We start from the raw sequence: 15,754 nt of genomic DNA, 5'->3' as shown, positions 1-15,754 counted from the left end.
TACCGGCTCGCGATCGACCGTGCAGCGCACCCGACTGCTGACCGACTGGAAGGACCTCCCGTGGCCGGTGGACTCGTGGCCCTGTTCGACGACGTGGCGCTCATCGCCCGCGCCGCCGCCTCCTCGATCGACGACGTGGGGGCCGCGGCGGGCAAGGCGAGCATGAAGGCCGCCGGTGTCGTCGTCGACGACACGGCCGTCACGCCCCAGTACGTGCAGGGGATCAGCGCCGAGCGCGAGATCCCGATCATCCGGCGCATCGCGATCGGGTCGCTGCGCAACAAGCTGCTGATCATCCTCCCGGCGATCCTGCTGCTCAGCGAGTTCCTGCCGTGGCTGCTCACCCCGATCCTCATGGTCGGTGGCGCCTACCTCTGCTACGAGGGCGCCGAGAAGATCTGGCACCGGCTGCGCGGCCACTCGGCCGCGCACGGCGACGCGGAGAACCACCCGCCGGACGAGGACACCCTCGTGCGCGGCGCGGTGCGGACCGACCTGATCCTGTCGGCGGAGATCATGGTGATCTCGCTCAACGAGGTGGCGAGTGAGGGCTTCTGGTCCCGGGCGGCGATCCTCGTCGTCGTCGCCGTGCTCATCACCGTCCTCGTCTACGGCGTGGTCGCGCTCATCGTGAAGATGGACGACGCCGGGCTGCGGCTGTCGCGGTCGGACAGCCGGGGCGTCGCCGGCTTCGGCCGGGGCCTGGTCAAGGCGATGCCGCGGCTGCTGGCGGCGCTCACCGTGATCGGCACGGTGGCGATGCTGTGGGTCGGCGGCCACATCCTGCTGGTCGGCACCGACGAGCTCGGCTGGCACGCCCTCTACGACGTCGTCCACCACTGGGAGGAGGCCGCGCACGAGGCGACCGGCGCCCTCGGCGGCGTCGTCGGCTGGCTGGTGAACACCCTGGCGAGCGCGGTCGTCGGTCTCGTCGTCGGGGCGGTGGTCGTGGCCGTGCTGAGCCTGACGCTGCACCGCCGGAAGGGGCAGAAGGCCGAGGGCGCGGCCGCCCACTGAACGGGTGGCGCGTCACCCAGCCCGACCGGGTGATGTGGCGGGAGAGACGGGTGGGACGGGCCGATCCGGGCCCGTCCGCCGCTAGCCTGCTCGGTGATGTGGCAGCTGAGCAGCGCGGTCCGGAACTACCCCTGGGGTAGCCGCACCGTCATCCCCGAACTCCTGGGCCGGCCCAGCCCGGCCGCGCAGCCCGAGGCCGAGCTGTGGATGGGCGCGCACCCCGACCAGCCCAGCGTGCTGCCCGACGGCAGCCCGCTCGACGCGGCGATCTCCGCCGACCCCGAGCGGCTGCTCGGCGCCTCCGTGGTCGAGCGCTTCGGCGCCCGGCTGCCGTTCCTCATGAAGGTGCTGGCCGCCGAGTCGCCGCTGTCGCTGCAGGCGCACCCGACGATGGCGCAGGCCCGGGCGGGCTTCGCGGCCGAGGAGGCGGCGGGGATCCCGCAGGACGACCCGACGCGGACGTTCAAGGACCCGTGGCACAAGCCCGAGCTGCTGCTCGCGCTCACCACCTTCGAGGCGCTGTGCGGCTTCCGGCCGATCGAGGAGTCGCTGCACTGCCTGGCCAAGCTGCAGCTGCCCGACCTCAAGCCGACGATCGCGGCGCTGGCCCGCGGCGGGCTGCAGGCGGCCATCCCGCAGCTGCTGGCCCTGTCGGGCAAGCGGCGCACGCACCTGGTGGAGGTGGTGGCCGAGCGCGCCGCCGGCTTCGTCGCCGCGCACGACCCGGAGTTCATCAACACCTACCGGTGGGCGGCCACCCTGGCCGAGGCCTACCCCGGCGACCCGGGCGTCGTCATCTCGCTGATGTGCAACCACCTCAAGCTCGCTCCCGGTGAGGCGGTGTTCCTGCCCGCCGGGAACCTGCACGCCTACCTGTCCGGGGCCGGCGTCGAGGTGATGGCCAGCTCGGACAACGTGCTGCGCGGCGGCCTGACCAGCAAGCACGTCGACCTCGCCGCGCTGATCGAGGTCCTCGACTTCTCCGACGGCAAGATCCCGGTCCTGCACCCGGTGCTCGGCCCCGGCGGGCTGCGCTACCCGGTGCCGGTCGACGACTTCGACCTCACCCGCGTCCAGCTCGACGAGCAGGCCGGCCCGCTCACCACCCGCGGCCCGCAGGTCGTGCTGTGCACCGAGGGCCGCGCGGTGCTCGCCGGAGCCGACGGCGAGGTGGTGCTCGAGCGCGGCTCGTCGGCGTTCGTACCGGCCGGCGCCCCGGTCACCGCGCGCGGCCCCGCCGTGCTCTACCGGGCGACGACGAACCTGCGCTGACGCGACAGGACCTGCGCCGACGACCGGCTGACCGGGGCCGCGTGTCGCGGCGGGGGAGGGTCCGCCGGCCGACGTAGCGTCGGTCGTGCCCTCCCCGTCGTCCCGCCGCGCGCTCGCCGCGCTGGGCGTCGCGGTGGCCCTGACGTCGGGCTGCGACCTGGTCACCGGTGCCGCGCCCGCCCCGGTGACCGGCCCGCCGGGCAGCGCCCTGGAGACCCTCGCGACGGTCGACGTCCGCGGCCGCGGCCCCCGGACCGGCTACGAGCGGGACGAGTACGGCGACGGCTGGGTGGACACCGACCGCAACGGCTGCGACACCCGCAACGACGTCCTCGCCCGCGACCTCACCGGCGAGACGTTCGTGCCGGGCAGCCGCGACTGCGTCGTCGCCACCGGCACCCTCGACGACCCGTACTCCGGCCGCACCATCGCGTTCCGCCGCGGCGAGGGCACCAGCGAGGCCGTGCAGATCGACCACGTCGTCGCCCTGTCCGACGCCTGGCAGAAGGGCGCCCGGCAGTGGGACGACGCGCGCCGGACGCAGTTCGCCAACGACCCGCTCAACCTGCTCGCCGTCGACGGCCCGCTCAACATGCAGAAGGGCGACGGCGACGCCGCCACCTGGCTGCCGCCGGACCGCTCCTACCGCTGCGCCTACGTCGCCCGGCAGGTGGCGGTGAAGGCCACCTACGGCCTGTGGGTGACCCAGGCCGAGCGCGACGCGATGGCCGCGGTGCTCGGCACCTGCCCCGGCGAGCCGCTGCCGGGCGGGCAGCCGCTGCCCGCGCAGGAGACGCCGCAGGGGCCCTTCCCAGACTGCGCCGCGGCGCGCGCCGCCGGCGCCGCGCCCCTCCGGGAGGGCGAGCCGGGCTGGAACCCCGACCTCGACGGCGACGGCGACGGGGTCGGCTGCGAGTCCTGACCGGCGCGCTGGGCTACCCTGGACGACGGCACGAGCCCCGCCGAAGCCTCGGCATGCTCGCTCATCTCAGTGACCCCGAGCCCCGCCCTCCTGGCGCGGGGCATCGACCCTGGAGCGACATGACCGCCTCTACCGGCACACGTCCCCTGACCACCCCGAGCGGGGAGGCCGACTTCAAGGTCGCCGACCTCTCCCTGGCGCCGTTCGGCCGCAAGGAGATCCAGCTCGCCGAGCACGAGATGCCCGGGCTGATGGCGCTGCGCGCCGAGTACGGCGACGAGCAGCCGCTGGCCGGCGCCCGCATCGCGGGCTCCCTGCACATGACCGTGCAGACCGCCGTCCTCATCGAGACCCTCGTCGCGCTCGGCGCCGACGTCCGCTGGGTCTCCTGCAACATCTTCTCCACCCAGGACCACGCGGCCGCGGCGATCGTCGTCGGCCCCGAGGGCACGGCCGAGGCGCCCGCCGGCGTCCCGGTCTTCGCCTGGAAGGGCGAGACGCTCGAGGAGTACTGGTGGTGCACCCAGCGCCTCTTCGAGTTCCGCGACGAGGCCGGTGACGTCGTCGGCCCGAACATGCTGCTCGACGACGGCGGCGACGCCACCCTGCTGGTGCACCTCGGCACCCGCTTCGAGGCCGACGGCGCCGTGCCCGACACCACCGAGGCCGACTCCGAGGAGTACGGCGTCATCCTCGACGTGCTGCGCGGCACCCTGGCCGCCGACGCCGGCTACTGGACCCGCATCGGGCAGGGCATCCAGGGCGTCACCGAGGAGACCACCACCGGCGTCATGCGCCTGTACGAGCTCGCCCGCGACGGCCGGCTGCTGTTCCCGGCGATCAACGTCAACGACTCGGTCACCAAGAGCAAGTTCGACAACCTCTACGGCTGCCGGCACTCGCTGATCGACGGCATCAACCGCGCCACCGACGTCATGATCGGCGGCAAGGTGGCCGTGGTCTGCGGCTACGGCGACGTCGGCAAGGGCTGCGCGGAGTCGCTGCGCGGCCAGGGCGCCCGGGTCATCGTCACCGAGATCGACCCGATCAACGCCCTGCAGGCGGCGATGCACGGCTACGAGGTGACCACGCTCGACGAGGTCATCGGCAAGGCCGACATCATCATCACGGCCACCGGCAACCGCGACATCATCACCGCCGAGCAGCTCGGGCAGACCAAGCACCAGGCGATCGTGGGCAACATCGGCCACTTCGACAACGAGATCGACGTGGCCGGCCTGGCCCGCACCCCGGGCATCACGCGGACGCAGATCAAGCCGCAGGTCGACGAGTGGCGGTTCGCCGACGGCCACACGATCATCCTGCTGTCGGAGGGCCGGCTGCTGAACCTCGGCAACGCCACCGGGCACCCGAGCTTCGTCATGAGCGCCTCGTTCTCCAACCAGGTGCTCGCCCAGATCGAGCTGTGGGCCAACCGCGCGGCGTACGAGGGCAAGGAGCCCACCGTCACCGTGCTGCCCAAGCGGCTCGACGAGCACGTGGCCCGGCTGCACCTCGACGCGCTCGGCGTGAAGCTCACCGAGCTGTCCAAGGTGCAGGCCGACTACATCGGCGTGCCGGTCGAGGGACCGTACAAGAGCGAGCACTACCGCTACTGACGAAGGACCCCCTCGCCCCCCACGCCTCGCACGCTCGGCGCGGGACCCTGCGAGGGGGCCGTTCCCGTCCCTCGCCAGGGGGAACCTGGGGCTGATGGGGGCGCCGGACCGGGACTCTCCGGTCCGGCGCCGCCGTTATCGGCCCGTGACGTCGCAGAATGGGTCCGTGCCTCCGACCGCAGCGAACACCGGGCCCAGCCGCGGCCGCGTCCTCGTCGTCGACGACGACGCCGCCCTCGCCGAGATGCTCGGCATCGTGCTGCGGCGCGAGGGCTACGACCCCGCCTTCGTCTCCGACGGCAACCGCGCGGTGTCGGTGTTCCAGCAGACGCGCCCCGACATCGTCCTGCTCGACCTGATGCTGCCCGGCCGCAACGGCCTGCAGATCGCCCAGGACATCCGCGCCCAGTCCACCGTCCCGATCGTCATGCTCACCGCCAAGGGCGACACCATCGACGTCGTCCAGGGCCTCGAGGCCGGCGCCGACGACTACGTGACCAAGCCGTTCAAGCCCGTCGAGCTCGTCGCCCGGGTGCGCGCCCAGCTGCGCCGCGGGGAGACCGGCCAGGCCGAGTCCCTGGCGATCGGCGACGTGCAGATCGACGTCCCGGCCCACCAGGTGACCCGCGACGGCCAGCCGATCGCGCTCACCCCGCTGGAGTTCGACCTGCTGGTGGCCCTGGCCCGCAAGCCGCGCCAGGTGTTCACCCGCGAGCTGCTGCTCGAGCAGGTGTGGGGCTACCGGCACGCGGCCGACACCCGGCTGGTCAACGTCCACGTGCAGCGGCTGCGCGCCAAGATCGAGCGCGACCCGGAGAAGCCGGAGATCGTGCTGACCGTGCGCGGGGTGGGTTACAAGGCCGGCCCGCCGTGACCGCATGAGCACGACCGAGCGGGCCGCCGCGCCGGCGGACGCCGAGGTCCTCGAGTCGCCCCGGTCGGCGGCGCGGCGCCGGCTGCCCCGGGACCTGCCGACCCTGCGGCGCGGCGTGCGCCGGCGGGCCGGGCGGGCGCGCCGGATCAGCCGTGCCCTGCTGGCCGCGGCGCTGTCGGCCTGGCGCTCGTCGCTGCACGTGCGGATCGGCGCGATCACGATGGTCGTCGCCGGCACCGTCGTCGTCATCGTCAGCCTGGTGCTGTTCAGCCAGATCCGCACCCAGTTGCTCACCGTCAAGCAGCAGGCGGCGATCGACCAGGTGCAGTCGGGCGTCTTCTACGCCCAGACCGAGGTGGTCGGCATCGCCGCCGGCGATGCCGCGAGCGTGCGGACCACGCTGGACCGCACCGTGCAGCAGCTGCTCACCCGCGGCGGATCGGCCGGCGACTTCGACGTCGTCATGGTCTACCGGGCCGGTGAGACCGAGCGGCCGCCCGCGGTCAGCCAGCGCGGCATCTACCCGGCGCTGCCCGACGGGCTGCGCGCCGACGTGCGCGGCGGCGGGCAGTCCTACCAGTACGCGATGGTCCCCAACGCCGCCGGCCAGGAGCGCCCGACGCTGCTCGTCGGCTCCCCGGTGCCCGGCGGCGCGTCGTCGTCCGGGCAGATCGAGCTGTACTACGCCTTCCCCCTCGACCAGGAGGAGGAGACGCTCTCGCTGATCCGCAGCACCGTGGCGATCAGCGGCATCGCGCTCACCCTGTTCGTCGCCGGCATCGGCGTGCTCGTCACCCGGCTGGTCGTCGACCCGGTGCGCCGCGCGGCGGGCACCGCCCAGCGGCTGGCCGAGGGCCAGCTCGAGGAGCGGATGGCCGTGCGCGGCGAGGACGACCTCGCCCGGCTGGCCACCAGCTTCAACGCGATGGCCGACAGCCTGCAGCGGCAGATCACCCAGCTCGAGGGCCTCTCGCAGCTGCAGCAGCGGTTCACCTCCGACGTCAGCCACGAGCTGCGCACCCCGCTCACCACGGTGCAGATGGCCGCCGACGTGCTGCACGAGTCGCGGGAGGACTTCGCGCCGCACGTGGCGCGGTCGGCCGAGCTGCTGCACGAGGAGCTCGAGCGCTTCGAGCGGCTGCTGTCGGACCTGCTGGAGATCAGCCGCTACGACGCCGGCGCCGCCGTCCTGGACTGGGCGCCCACCGACCTCGCCGCCATCGTCGGCCGGGTCACCGACGGCATGTCGGCGCTCGCCGAGCGGCACGGCTGCGAGCTGCAGGTGACCTGCCCGCGCGACCCGGTGATCGCCGAGGTCGACGCCCGGCGGGTGGAGCGGATCCTGCGCAACCTCGTCGGCAACGCCATCGAGCACGGCAACGGCAAGCCGGTCGAGGTGACGCTCGCGGCCAACCGGACGGCGGCCGCGGTGACCGTCCGCGACCACGGGGTCGGCCTCACCTCCGCCGACGCCCAGCACGTGTTCGACCGGTTCTGGCGCGCCGACCCCTCCCGGGTGCGCACCGTCGGCGGCAGCGGCCTCGGCCTGTCGATCAGCCTGGAGGACGCGCGGCTGCACGGCGGCTGGCTGCAGGTGTGGGGACAGCCCGGCCTCGGCGCGCAGTTCCGGCTCACCGTCCCGCTGACGGCGGGCACCGACCTCACCAGTTCCCCGCTGCCGCTGCGGCCCACGATCGTGCGGCGCCCGGCCGGCGCGACGGCCCGGTCGGCCGCGCAGCCGGCGACCCGCCCGGCCCTCCCGGCGGTGTACCGGCCGTGACCCGACGCCGCGCCGTCCTCGCCGCGCTCGTGCTGGGGCTGCTCACCGCCTGCTCCACGGTGCCCACCGGCTCCCCGCCGGTGCAGATCACCGAGGCGCCCACCCGGCCGGCCGGCGAGGTCGGCATCGAGCCGGTCGGGCCCGCCGCCGGTGCCTCCCCGGAGGAGATCGTGCGCGGCTTCGTCGACGCCGCCGCCAGCAGCGTGCAGCGCCACCCCGTCGCCCGCGACCACCTCACCCCCGAGGCCGCGGCCTCCTGGTCCGACGAGTCGGGCATCACCCTCGTCGGCGCCGACTACGCCACGGTCACCGTCGAGGAGGGCACCGTCGCGCTCACCGGCGACCTGGTCGGCACGGTCGACCCGCGCGGGGTGTTCGAGGCCTCCGCCGGCCAGCCGTTCACCCACGAGTTCACGCTCACCGAGGTGGGCGGGCAGTGGCGGATCGCCAACCCGCCCGACGGCCTGGTCATGCTCGTGCCCGACTTCGAGCGGCTCTACGACGACCTCGCCGCCTACTTCGTCGACCCGACCGGCCAGCGGGTCGTGCCCGACCGGCGCTACCTGCTCGGCGGCGGCGCCCAGCCGACGACGCTGGTGCAGCGCCTGCTCGACGGCCCCTCCCCGGCGCTGTCGGCGGGCGTGGGCAACGCCCTGTCGGGCGTGACGCTCACCCGGGCGGTGACCGTCTCGGGGGCCACCGTCACCGTCGACCTCGCCGGCCTCGACGACCTGCCGGCTCCCCAGCTGTCCACCCTGTGCGCGCAGCTGGTCTGGACCCTCGACCAGCTCGACGGCGTGAGCTCCGTGGAGATCACCAGCGGCGGCGACCCCCTCCCGCTCGACGGCGTCCCGACCGTGCAGCGCACCGACGACTGGGCCGGCTCCAGCCCGGACTCCGTGCCCGCCGACGCCGCCGGCCACTACCTCGACGGCGGCCGGCTCATGACCGTCGACGGCCGGCCGGCGCCCGGGCCGGCGGGGGAGGGCGCCTACGGGCTGGCCTCCGCGGCGGTGTCGGCCGATGCGCGCACCAGCGCGCTGACGTCGATGGTCGGCGTCTCGGTGTCCGGGGGCACCGCCACCTTCCTGGCCGGCGACTACGGCCGGGAGCTCACGACGGTGTTCACCGCCGGGCGGCTCTCGGTGCCCACGGTCGCCGCGACGCGGTCGGAGTACTGGGTGGTCCGCGACGAGACGACCGTGGTGCGGGTGCCCGCCGGCGGCTCGCCGCAGCCGGTCAACGCGCCGACGCTGCCCCAGCAGGGCCGCGCGACGGCGCTGCAGCTCTCGCCCGACGGCGTGCGGGCCGCGCTCGTCGTCGGCGCGGCCGACGGGTCCTCGCTGCTCGTGGGCACCGTCGTCCGCTCCGACGACGGCCCGGTCGCGCTGCGCGACCTGCGCGAGATCGCCCCGTCGCTGACCGGCGTCACCGACGTCGCCTGGCGCGACGCGGGCACCCTCGTCGTCCTCGCCGCCGCCGGCGGGGAGGACGGCACCGTGCCCTACGAGGTCGGCGTCGACGGCTGGGGCCTCACGGAGGTGCCCACCGCGGGCCTGCCGAGCCAGCCGACCGCGGTGGCGGCCGCGCCCGGCCAGCAGCCGCTGGTCAGCGCGGGCGGGTCGGTCTGGGTGCTGGCCGGCGGCACGTGGGTGACGCTGGTGCGCGGGCAGCAGCCGGTGCCCGGCATCGAGCCCTTCTACCCCGTCTGAGTCCACAGATCGGGCGGCGCCCGCCCGCCACGGCCGCGCCGGCCGGAGGGTGGCGGAGTGCGCGCGCTCGCGGCGGCCCTCGCCGACCTGGTGCTGCCGCGCACCTGCGCCGGCTGCGGCGTGCCCGGGCCGGTGCTGTGCCGCCGCTGCGCGGGACTGCTCGCCCGCCCGCGGGAGGCCGCCCCGCGCCGCGTGCCGTGGGGGATGCCGCCGACCGTCGCGGCGGGCGCCTACGCCGGGCCGGTGCGCCCGGCGGTGGTGGCGTTCAAGGAGCGCGGCCGCGCGGAGCTGGCCGGGCCGCTGGGCACCGCGCTGGCCCTCGCCGTCGCCGTGCACGCCACGCTGCTGCCCGGCCGCCCGGTGGTGCTCGTGCCGGTCCCGGCCACCCGGGCCGCGCTGCGCGAGCGAGGCCGTGACCACGTGCGGGAGCTGGCCGGCGCCGCCGTCGCGGAGCTGCGGGCCGCCGGGGTGGAGGCGGCCGAGGCGCGGCTGCTCGCCCGCGCCGGCCGGGTCCGCGACTCGGCCGGGCTGACGGTGGCGCAGCGCCGGGCCAACCTCGCCGGCACCTTCGCCGTCCGGGGCGCGGCGCCGCCCGGGGCGCTGCTCGTGGTGGTCGACGACGTCGTCACCAGCGGCACCACGCTCACCGCGGCGGCGGGCGTGCTGGCCGCGACACGCCCGGACGGCGACACGCCGGTGCTCGGTGCCGTCGTCGCCGCGACGCCACGGCCGGTCCTCCCGCGCGTTCCCGCGGCGCCACCAGCGGTCCCGTCCCGGGGCGCGCGCACCGGTCCCCGGCGCCCCGGCTGATCGACTGTCCCGGCAACGTGACAGCGACTAGCGTGCCATTGGTCACACCCGACGACCGGGAGGTCCTATGGAGATCGTGGTCCGTGGCCGCAACGTCGAGGTGCCGGAGCACTTCCGGCAGCACGTCGAGGACAAGGTCGGCCAGCTCGAGAGATTCGACGGCAAGCTGTCCCGCATCGACGTCGAGTTGTTCCACGAGAAGAACCCCCGCCAGTCCGCCAGCTGCCAGCGCGTCGAGATCACGCTGCGCGGCAAGGGGCCCGTGGTCCGCGCCGAGGCCAGTGCGCCGGACTTCTACGCCGCGCTCGACCTGAGCTGCGGCAAGCTCGACAACCGCCTGCGCCGGGCCAACGACCGGCGCCGCGTGCACCACGGCCGGAGGACCCCGGCCAGCGTGCGCGTGGGCGGCGGCCCGGCCGACGCCGCGCCGCTGGCCACCCCCTCGCTCGGCCTCGCCGACGGCGCCCTCGACCGGTTCGCCGACAGCGAGCCGGTGGTCACCGACCTCGACGAGCACCTGCCGGGGCAGATCGTCCGGGAGAAGCACCACCCGGCCACCCCGATGACCGTCGACCAGGCCCTGCACGAGATGGAGCTCGTGGGGCACGACTTCTTCCTCTTCCACTGCGCCGACACCGGGCAGCCGACCGTCGTCTACCGGCGGCACGCCTTCGACTACGGCCTCATCCGGCTCGTCGACCAGCCGCTCGGCGCGGCCACGTCCGCGGCGGCCCCGGCGGCCGAGCCCGCCGCCGTCCCGCGCTGACCCGGGGGCAGGGGCCCGGCATTCCGGGCCCCTGCCTCAGTCGGTCGCCAGCCGCCCGAACAGCACCGCGTCGGAGTAGCGGCCGTCGCGCAGCGGCAGGCAGCCGCGCACCACGCCCTCCTCGGTGAACCGGGCGCGCCGGGCCACCGCCTGCGAGGCGGCGTTGTCCACGTCGACGACGAGGTGCACCCGCGGCGCACCGTGCGCGAACGCCCAGCCGGCGAGGCCGGCGGCGACCTCGGCCGCGAAACCGCGGCGGCGCGCCCAGGGCGCCACCGAGTAGCCGATCTCGGGGCCCAGGTGGCGGGCGCCGCCGAGCAGCAGGCCGCCGGTGCCCACGAACCCGCCGTCGGCCTCGGCCACCACCGGCAGGCCGGTGCCCTCGGCGCGCTGCCGCAGCACCGTGTCCAGGAACGCGCGGGCGTCGTCCTCGGTGTAGGGGACCGGCGCCCCGGTGACCCAGCGCTGCGTCTCGGGGTCCTGCATCGCGCGGGTCACCGCGGCGGCGTCATCCGTGGTCGGCGGGCGCAGCACCAGGCGGGCGGTGCGCACCACCGCGGTGGTCAGGTCGGTGCCGGAGAGGTCCACCAGATGATCGTCACGCAGTGTCCAGCCGTTTGTCGGCCCCGTCCCGAGGCTCGCGCCGAGCTCGCGAGGCGTGAGGAGGACGGGGTCCTTCGATCACGCGTTGCCCAGCACCCGGTCGACCGAGATCTCGATGACGACCCGCGCCGGGTTCTCCCGCGGCTGCCGGTAGCGGCGGGCGTAGCGAGCCTCGGCGTCGGCGACCGACGCCGGGTCGTCGCGCACGACCGCCGCCCCCTCCAGGGTCAGCCAGCGCCGGCCGTCGACCTGGCAGACGGCCACCCGCGACTGCCCGGCCCGCACGTGCCGGGCCTTGGCCGACGTGCCGGAGGTGATCACCCGGGCCGTGGCGGTGTCCGGGTCGAAGGTGACGCCGACCGGCACGACGTGCGGGCTGCCGTCGGCGCGCAGCGTGGTGAGCGTGGCCAGGTGCCGCTCGGTGAGGAAGGTGAGCAGGTCCGGCGCGAGGTCGTGCGGGTCGTGGGCCACGCCGAGAGGTTAGGTCGCCGCGGCGGCGGGCACCGGCGGCCCGTGGAGCTGACCGGGGCGAAGGTGCTGGTGGCGGGCGCGACCGGGGTGCTCGGCGGGGCGCTGGCCCGCGCGCTCGCCGACGCCGGGGCACGGGTGGCGCTCGCCGGGCGGGACGGCGGCCGGCTGGAGGCGCTGGCCGCGGAGCTCGGCGGTGCGCCCGCGTCCGCCGTGGACGCCGTCGACGTCGACGCCGTGCGGACCGCGGTCGACGCCGCCGCCGGGTCGCTGGGCGGGCTCGACGCCGTCGTCGTCGCGTGGGGCGTGGTGGCCTTCGGCCCGGCCGCCGACGCCGACGACGCGGTCACCGAGGAGCTGTTCGCCGTCAACGCGCTCGCGCCGATGAGCCTGGTCCGCGCCGCGCTGCCCCACCTCGCCGACGGCGGGGCGGTGGTCCTGCTGTCGGCGGTCGTGGCCGACGCGCCGACCCTCGGCATGGCCGAGTACTCGGCGAGCAAGGCGGCGCTGTCGGCCTGGGCGTCGGTGCTGCGGCGCGAGCTGCGCGGCCGGTCGGTGGCCGTGCTGGACGTGCGCCCGCCGCACGTCGACACCGGCCTGGTCGACCGCGCCCTGGCCGGGACGCCGCCGCGGCTGCCCGCCGGGCACGACCGCGGCGAGGTGGTGGCCGCGGTGCTCGACGGCATGCGGCAGGGCGCGCGGGAGGTCGTCGTCGACCCGCGCGAGAGGCGCCTCGTCGTCCGCTGACCTGCGGATGGGCCGGGAGGGTACGTGCGGCGTCCCCGGCACGCCGGGTGGGCCGCCTACGCTGGGGTCGTGGTGTTCTCGAGGATCCTCCGGGCCGGAGAGGGAAAGCTCGTCCGTCGACTGGAGCGGATCGCCGACGCGATCGACTCCCTGTCCGACGACGTGGCCGACCTGACCGACGCCGAGCTGCGTGCCAAGACCGACGAGTTCAAGCAGCGCCACGAGGACGGCGAGACGCTCGACCAGCTGCTGCCCGAGGCGTTCGCCGTCGTCCGCGAGGCGGCCACCCGGACGCTGGGCCAGCGGCACTTCCGCGTCCAGCTCATGGGCGGGGCGGCGCTGCACCTGGGCAACATCGCCGAGATGCGCACCGGTGAGGGCAAGACCCTGACCGGCGTGCTGCCGGCCTACCTCAACGCCCTGTCCGGCAAGGGCGTGCACATCGTCACGGTCAACGACTACCTGGCCCGCCGCGACGCCGAGCAGATGGGCCGGGTGCACCGGTTCCTCGGCCTGTCGGTGGGCACGATCCTGTCGGGCGAGAAGCCGGCGCACCGCCGCGAGCAGTACGCCTGCGACATCACCTACGGCACGAACAACGAGTTCGGCTTCGACTACCTGCGCGACAACATGGCCTGGTCGAAGGCCGACCTCGTGCAGCGCGGGCACAACTACGCCATCGTCGACGAGGTCGACTCGATCCTCATCGACGAGGCGCGCACCCCGCTGATCATCAGCGGCCCGGCCGAGTCGGCGGGCAAGTGGTACGTCGAGTTCGCGCGGATCGTGCCGCTGATGAAGCGCGACGTGCACTACGAGGTGGAGGAGTCCAAGCGCACGGTCGCCGTCACCGAGGAGGGCGTCGAGTTCGTCGAGGACCAGATCGGCATCGACAACCTCTACGAGGCGGTCAACACGCCGCTGATCGGCTACCTGAACAACGCGCTGAAGGCCAAGGAGCTCTTCCACCGCGACCAGCAGTACATCGTCAGCAACGGCGAGGTGCTCATCGTCGACGAGTTCACCGGGCGCGTGCTGGCCGGCCGCCGCTACAACGAGGGCATGCACCAGGCCATCGAGGCCAAGGAGAAGGTGCAGATCAAGGACGAGAACCAGACGCTCGCCACGATCACCCTGCAGAACTACTTCCGGCTCTACGAGAAGCTCTCCGGGATGACCGGCACCGCCCAGACCGAGGCGGCCGAGCTCAACCAGACCTACAAGCTCGGCGTCGTGCCGATCCCGACGAACCGGCCGATGATCCGCGAGGACCGCTCCGACGTCATCTACAAGACGGAGAAGGCCAAGTTCGAGGCGGTCATCGACGACATCGCCGAGCGGAACGAGGCCGGCCAGCCGATCCTCGTGGGCACCGCGAGCGTGGAGAAGTCGGAGCTCCTGTCGAAGATGCTCGTGCGCCGCGGCATCCCCCACGAGGTCCTCAACGCCAAGAACCACGCGCGGGAGGCCGCGATCGTCGCCCTGGCCGGTCGGCTCGGCGCGGTCACCGTGGCCACCAACATGGCGGGCCGCGGCACCGACATCCAGCTCGGCGGCAACGCGGAGTTCCTCGCCGACGAGACGCTGCGGGCCCGCGGCCTGTCGCCGTCGGAGACCCCGGAGGAGTACGAGGCCGCCTGGGACGAGGCGCTGCAGGCCGCCAAGGACCAGGTGGAGAGCGAGCACGAGGAGGTCGTCGACGCCGGCGGCCTGTACGTGCTGGGCACCGAGCGGCACGAGAGCCGCCGCATCGACAACCAGCTGCGCGGCCGCTCCGGCCGGCAGGGCGACCCGGGGGAGTCGCGGTTCTACCTCTCCCTCGGCGACGACCTGATGCGCCGGTTCAACGGCCCGATGCTCGAGTCGATGATGACCACGCTGCGGGTCCCCGACGACCAGCCGATCGAGTCGAAGATGGTCACCCGGGCCATCCGCTCGGCGCAGACGCAGGTCGAGCAGCAGAACTTCGAGGTCCGCAAGGACGTCCTCAAGTACGACGAGGTGCTCAACCGGCAGCGCACCGTCATCTACGAGGAGCGCCGCAAGGTCCTCGACGGCGAGGACCTGCACGACCAGGTGCAGCACGTGCTCGACGAGGTCGTCGGCGCCTACGTCGACGGCGCCACCGAGACCGGCTACGCCGAGGACTGGGACCTCGAGGTCCTGTGGAACGGGCTCAAGGCGCTCTACCCCGTGGGCCTCGACCGCACCGAGCTGCTCGGCCGGGTGGCCGACGGCGAGCAGGCCGCGCTGACCGCGGACGTGCTCCGGCAGGAGCTGCTCGACGACGTCCACCGCGCCTACGAGGAGCGGGAAGCCGCGCTCGGCTCGGAGGTCATGCGCGAGCTCGAGCGGCGGGTGCTGCTGTCGGTCCTCGACCGCAAGTGGCGCGAGCACCTCTACGAGATGGACTACCTGCGGGCCGGCATCCACCTGCGCGCGATGGCCAACCGCGACCCGGTCGTGGAGTACCAGCGCGAGGGCTACGACATGTTCAACGCGATGCTCGACGGCATCAAGGAGGAGTCGGTCGGCTTCCTGTTCAACCTCGAGGTCAAGACCAAGGAGCAGCAGGAGGCCGAGGCGAGGGCCCAGCAGGCCGAGGCCGAGGCCAAGGCGCTGGCCGCCGCGCAGGAGGGCACCGCCCGCGTGCTCGCCCGCCAGCGCGCGCAGCAGGAGGCCGCCGCCCGCGAGGCGGCCGCGTCCGCCGCTGCCGCCCCGGCACCCGCTGCTCCGGCCCCCGCCGTGGACGGCGACGGCTCCGCCCCGGCTGCCGCGGCCCCCGCTCCCGCGACCCCGGTGTCGGTGTCCAAGCCGTCGGCCAAGCCCGCCGCCCGCCGCTCCACCGGCGGCCCGGCGAACCGGCCGGCTGCGCGCACGACGCCGCCCGCACCGGCCCCCGAGGCCCCGTCGCCGTCGGGCACCGGCCCGCAGCTGGCGGTCAAGGGCCTCGACGAGCCGCGGCGGCCCCAGGAGGAGCTGAGCTACTCGGCGCCGTCGCTGGACGCATCGCCCAAGGAGAGCGGCCCGGCCAAGGCGGCCAAGACCGCCACGGTCACCGGCACCAAGGAGCCGTCGCGCAACGCGCCGTGCCCCTGCGGCTCGGGGAAGAAGTACAAGGTCTGCCACGGAGCGGCCGGTCGCTGACCGCTCCCCGCAGCCGA

General features: G+C 74.7%; 13 protein-coding genes. 11 read left to right on the top strand and 2 right to left on the bottom strand.

From position 1 onward, the window contains the following. The first annotated feature begins 60 nt into the window (after positions 1-60). The 9 genes from WA616_RS04990 (at position 61) to hpf (ending at position 10,772) form a co-directional block, all read left to right on the top strand. The gene (locus tag WA616_RS04990) at positions 61-1,017 is read left to right on the top strand and encodes a DUF808 domain-containing protein (protein ID WP_336027849.1); all 957 of its coding nucleotides are present in this window, start codon (positions 61-63) and stop codon (positions 1,015-1,017) included. Between the two features lie 96 nt (positions 1,018-1,113). Continuing rightward, positions 1,114-2,289: a mannose-6-phosphate isomerase, class I gene (gene manA / locus WA616_RS04985; RefSeq protein WP_336027847.1), complete on the top strand. Its 1,176-nt coding sequence runs from the start codon at positions 1,114-1,116 to the stop codon at positions 2,287-2,289. 85 nt (positions 2,290-2,374) lie between these two features. Next, positions 2,375-3,211, top strand: a complete 837-nt coding sequence (locus WA616_RS04980) for an HNH endonuclease family protein (protein ID WP_336027845.1) — start codon at positions 2,375-2,377, stop codon at positions 3,209-3,211. Positions 3,212-3,330: 119 nt separating this feature from the next. Then, entirely contained in the window at positions 3,331-4,830 is a 1,500-nt protein-coding gene (gene ahcY, locus WA616_RS04975; RefSeq protein WP_336027843.1) for an adenosylhomocysteinase, read from the top strand. A 166-nt stretch (positions 4,831-4,996) separates the two neighbouring features. After that, complete coding sequence (gene mtrA / locus WA616_RS04970) at positions 4,997-5,704, top strand: MtrAB system response regulator MtrA (RefSeq protein WP_073421564.1); 708 nt, start codon at positions 4,997-4,999, stop codon at positions 5,702-5,704. Positions 5,705-5,708: 4 nt separating this feature from the next. Further along, the gene (gene mtrB, locus WA616_RS04965) at positions 5,709-7,484 is read left to right on the top strand and encodes an MtrAB system histidine kinase MtrB (protein WP_073421565.1); all 1,776 of its coding nucleotides are present in this window, start codon (positions 5,709-5,711) and stop codon (positions 7,482-7,484) included. Then, positions 7,481-9,196: an LpqB family beta-propeller domain-containing protein gene (locus tag WA616_RS04960; RefSeq protein WP_336027839.1), complete on the top strand. Its 1,716-nt coding sequence runs from the start codon at positions 7,481-7,483 to the stop codon at positions 9,194-9,196. The genes mtrB and WA616_RS04960 overlap by 4 nt, the downstream gene beginning before the upstream one ends. 57 nt (positions 9,197-9,253) lie before the next feature. Continuing rightward, a complete protein-coding gene (locus WA616_RS04955; protein WP_336027838.1) occupies positions 9,254-10,006 on the top strand; it encodes a ComF family protein in 753 nt (250 codons plus the stop codon). A 67-nt stretch (positions 10,007-10,073) separates the two neighbouring features. Beyond that, positions 10,074-10,772 (top strand): ribosome hibernation-promoting factor, HPF/YfiA family, encoded by a 699-nt coding sequence (hpf, locus tag WA616_RS04950; protein WP_336027837.1) that lies wholly within the window; start codon positions 10,074-10,076, stop codon positions 10,770-10,772. Positions 10,773-10,808: 36 nt separating this feature from the next. Here hpf and WA616_RS04945 read toward each other — a convergent pair whose 3' ends face one another. Next, positions 10,809-11,360: a GNAT family N-acetyltransferase gene (locus tag WA616_RS04945; RefSeq protein WP_073421569.1), complete on the bottom strand. Its 552-nt coding sequence runs from the start codon at positions 11,358-11,360 to the stop codon at positions 10,809-10,811. Between the two features lie 93 nt (positions 11,361-11,453). Next, the gene (locus WA616_RS04940; protein ID WP_073421570.1) at positions 11,454-11,846 is read right to left on the bottom strand and encodes a pyridoxamine 5'-phosphate oxidase family protein; all 393 of its coding nucleotides are present in this window, start codon (positions 11,844-11,846) and stop codon (positions 11,454-11,456) included. A 42-nt stretch (positions 11,847-11,888) separates the two neighbouring features. Between WA616_RS04940 and WA616_RS04935 the strand changes: the two genes are divergently transcribed. Together WA616_RS04935 and secA are read left to right on the top strand one after the other, a co-directional pair. Continuing rightward, on the top strand, positions 11,889-12,590 hold the full coding sequence (locus WA616_RS04935) for an SDR family NAD(P)-dependent oxidoreductase (RefSeq protein ID WP_336027834.1): 702 nt from the start codon (positions 11,889-11,891) through the stop codon (positions 12,588-12,590). A gap of 69 nt (positions 12,591-12,659) precedes the next feature. Further along, complete coding sequence (secA, locus tag WA616_RS04930) at positions 12,660-15,737, top strand: preprotein translocase subunit SecA (RefSeq protein WP_336027832.1); 3,078 nt, start codon at positions 12,660-12,662, stop codon at positions 15,735-15,737. The last annotated feature ends 17 nt before the right edge of the window (positions 15,738-15,754 follow it).

The sequence above is a fragment of the Geodermatophilus sp. FMUSA9-8 genome, assembly GCF_037034165.1.
GTDB lineage: Bacteria > Actinomycetota > Actinomycetes > Mycobacteriales > Geodermatophilaceae > Geodermatophilus > Geodermatophilus nigrescens.
This window is presented reverse-complemented; position numbering and strand designations above follow the sequence as displayed.

What these genes read in the sequence shown, in the direction of transcription:
- manA (WP_336027847.1), top strand. Translation starts at nt 1,114, where the DNA reads ATGTGGCAGCTGAGCAGCGCGGTCCGGAACTACCCCTGGGGTAGCCGC.
- ahcY (WP_336027843.1), top strand. Translation starts at nt 3,331, where the DNA reads ATGACCGCCTCTACCGGCACACGTCCCCTGACCACCCCGAGCGGGGAG.
- mtrB (WP_073421565.1), top strand. Translation starts at nt 5,709, where the DNA reads ATGAGCACGACCGAGCGGGCCGCCGCGCCGGCGGACGCCGAGGTCCTC.
- hpf (WP_336027837.1), top strand. Translation starts at nt 10,074, where the DNA reads ATGGAGATCGTGGTCCGTGGCCGCAACGTCGAGGTGCCGGAGCACTTC.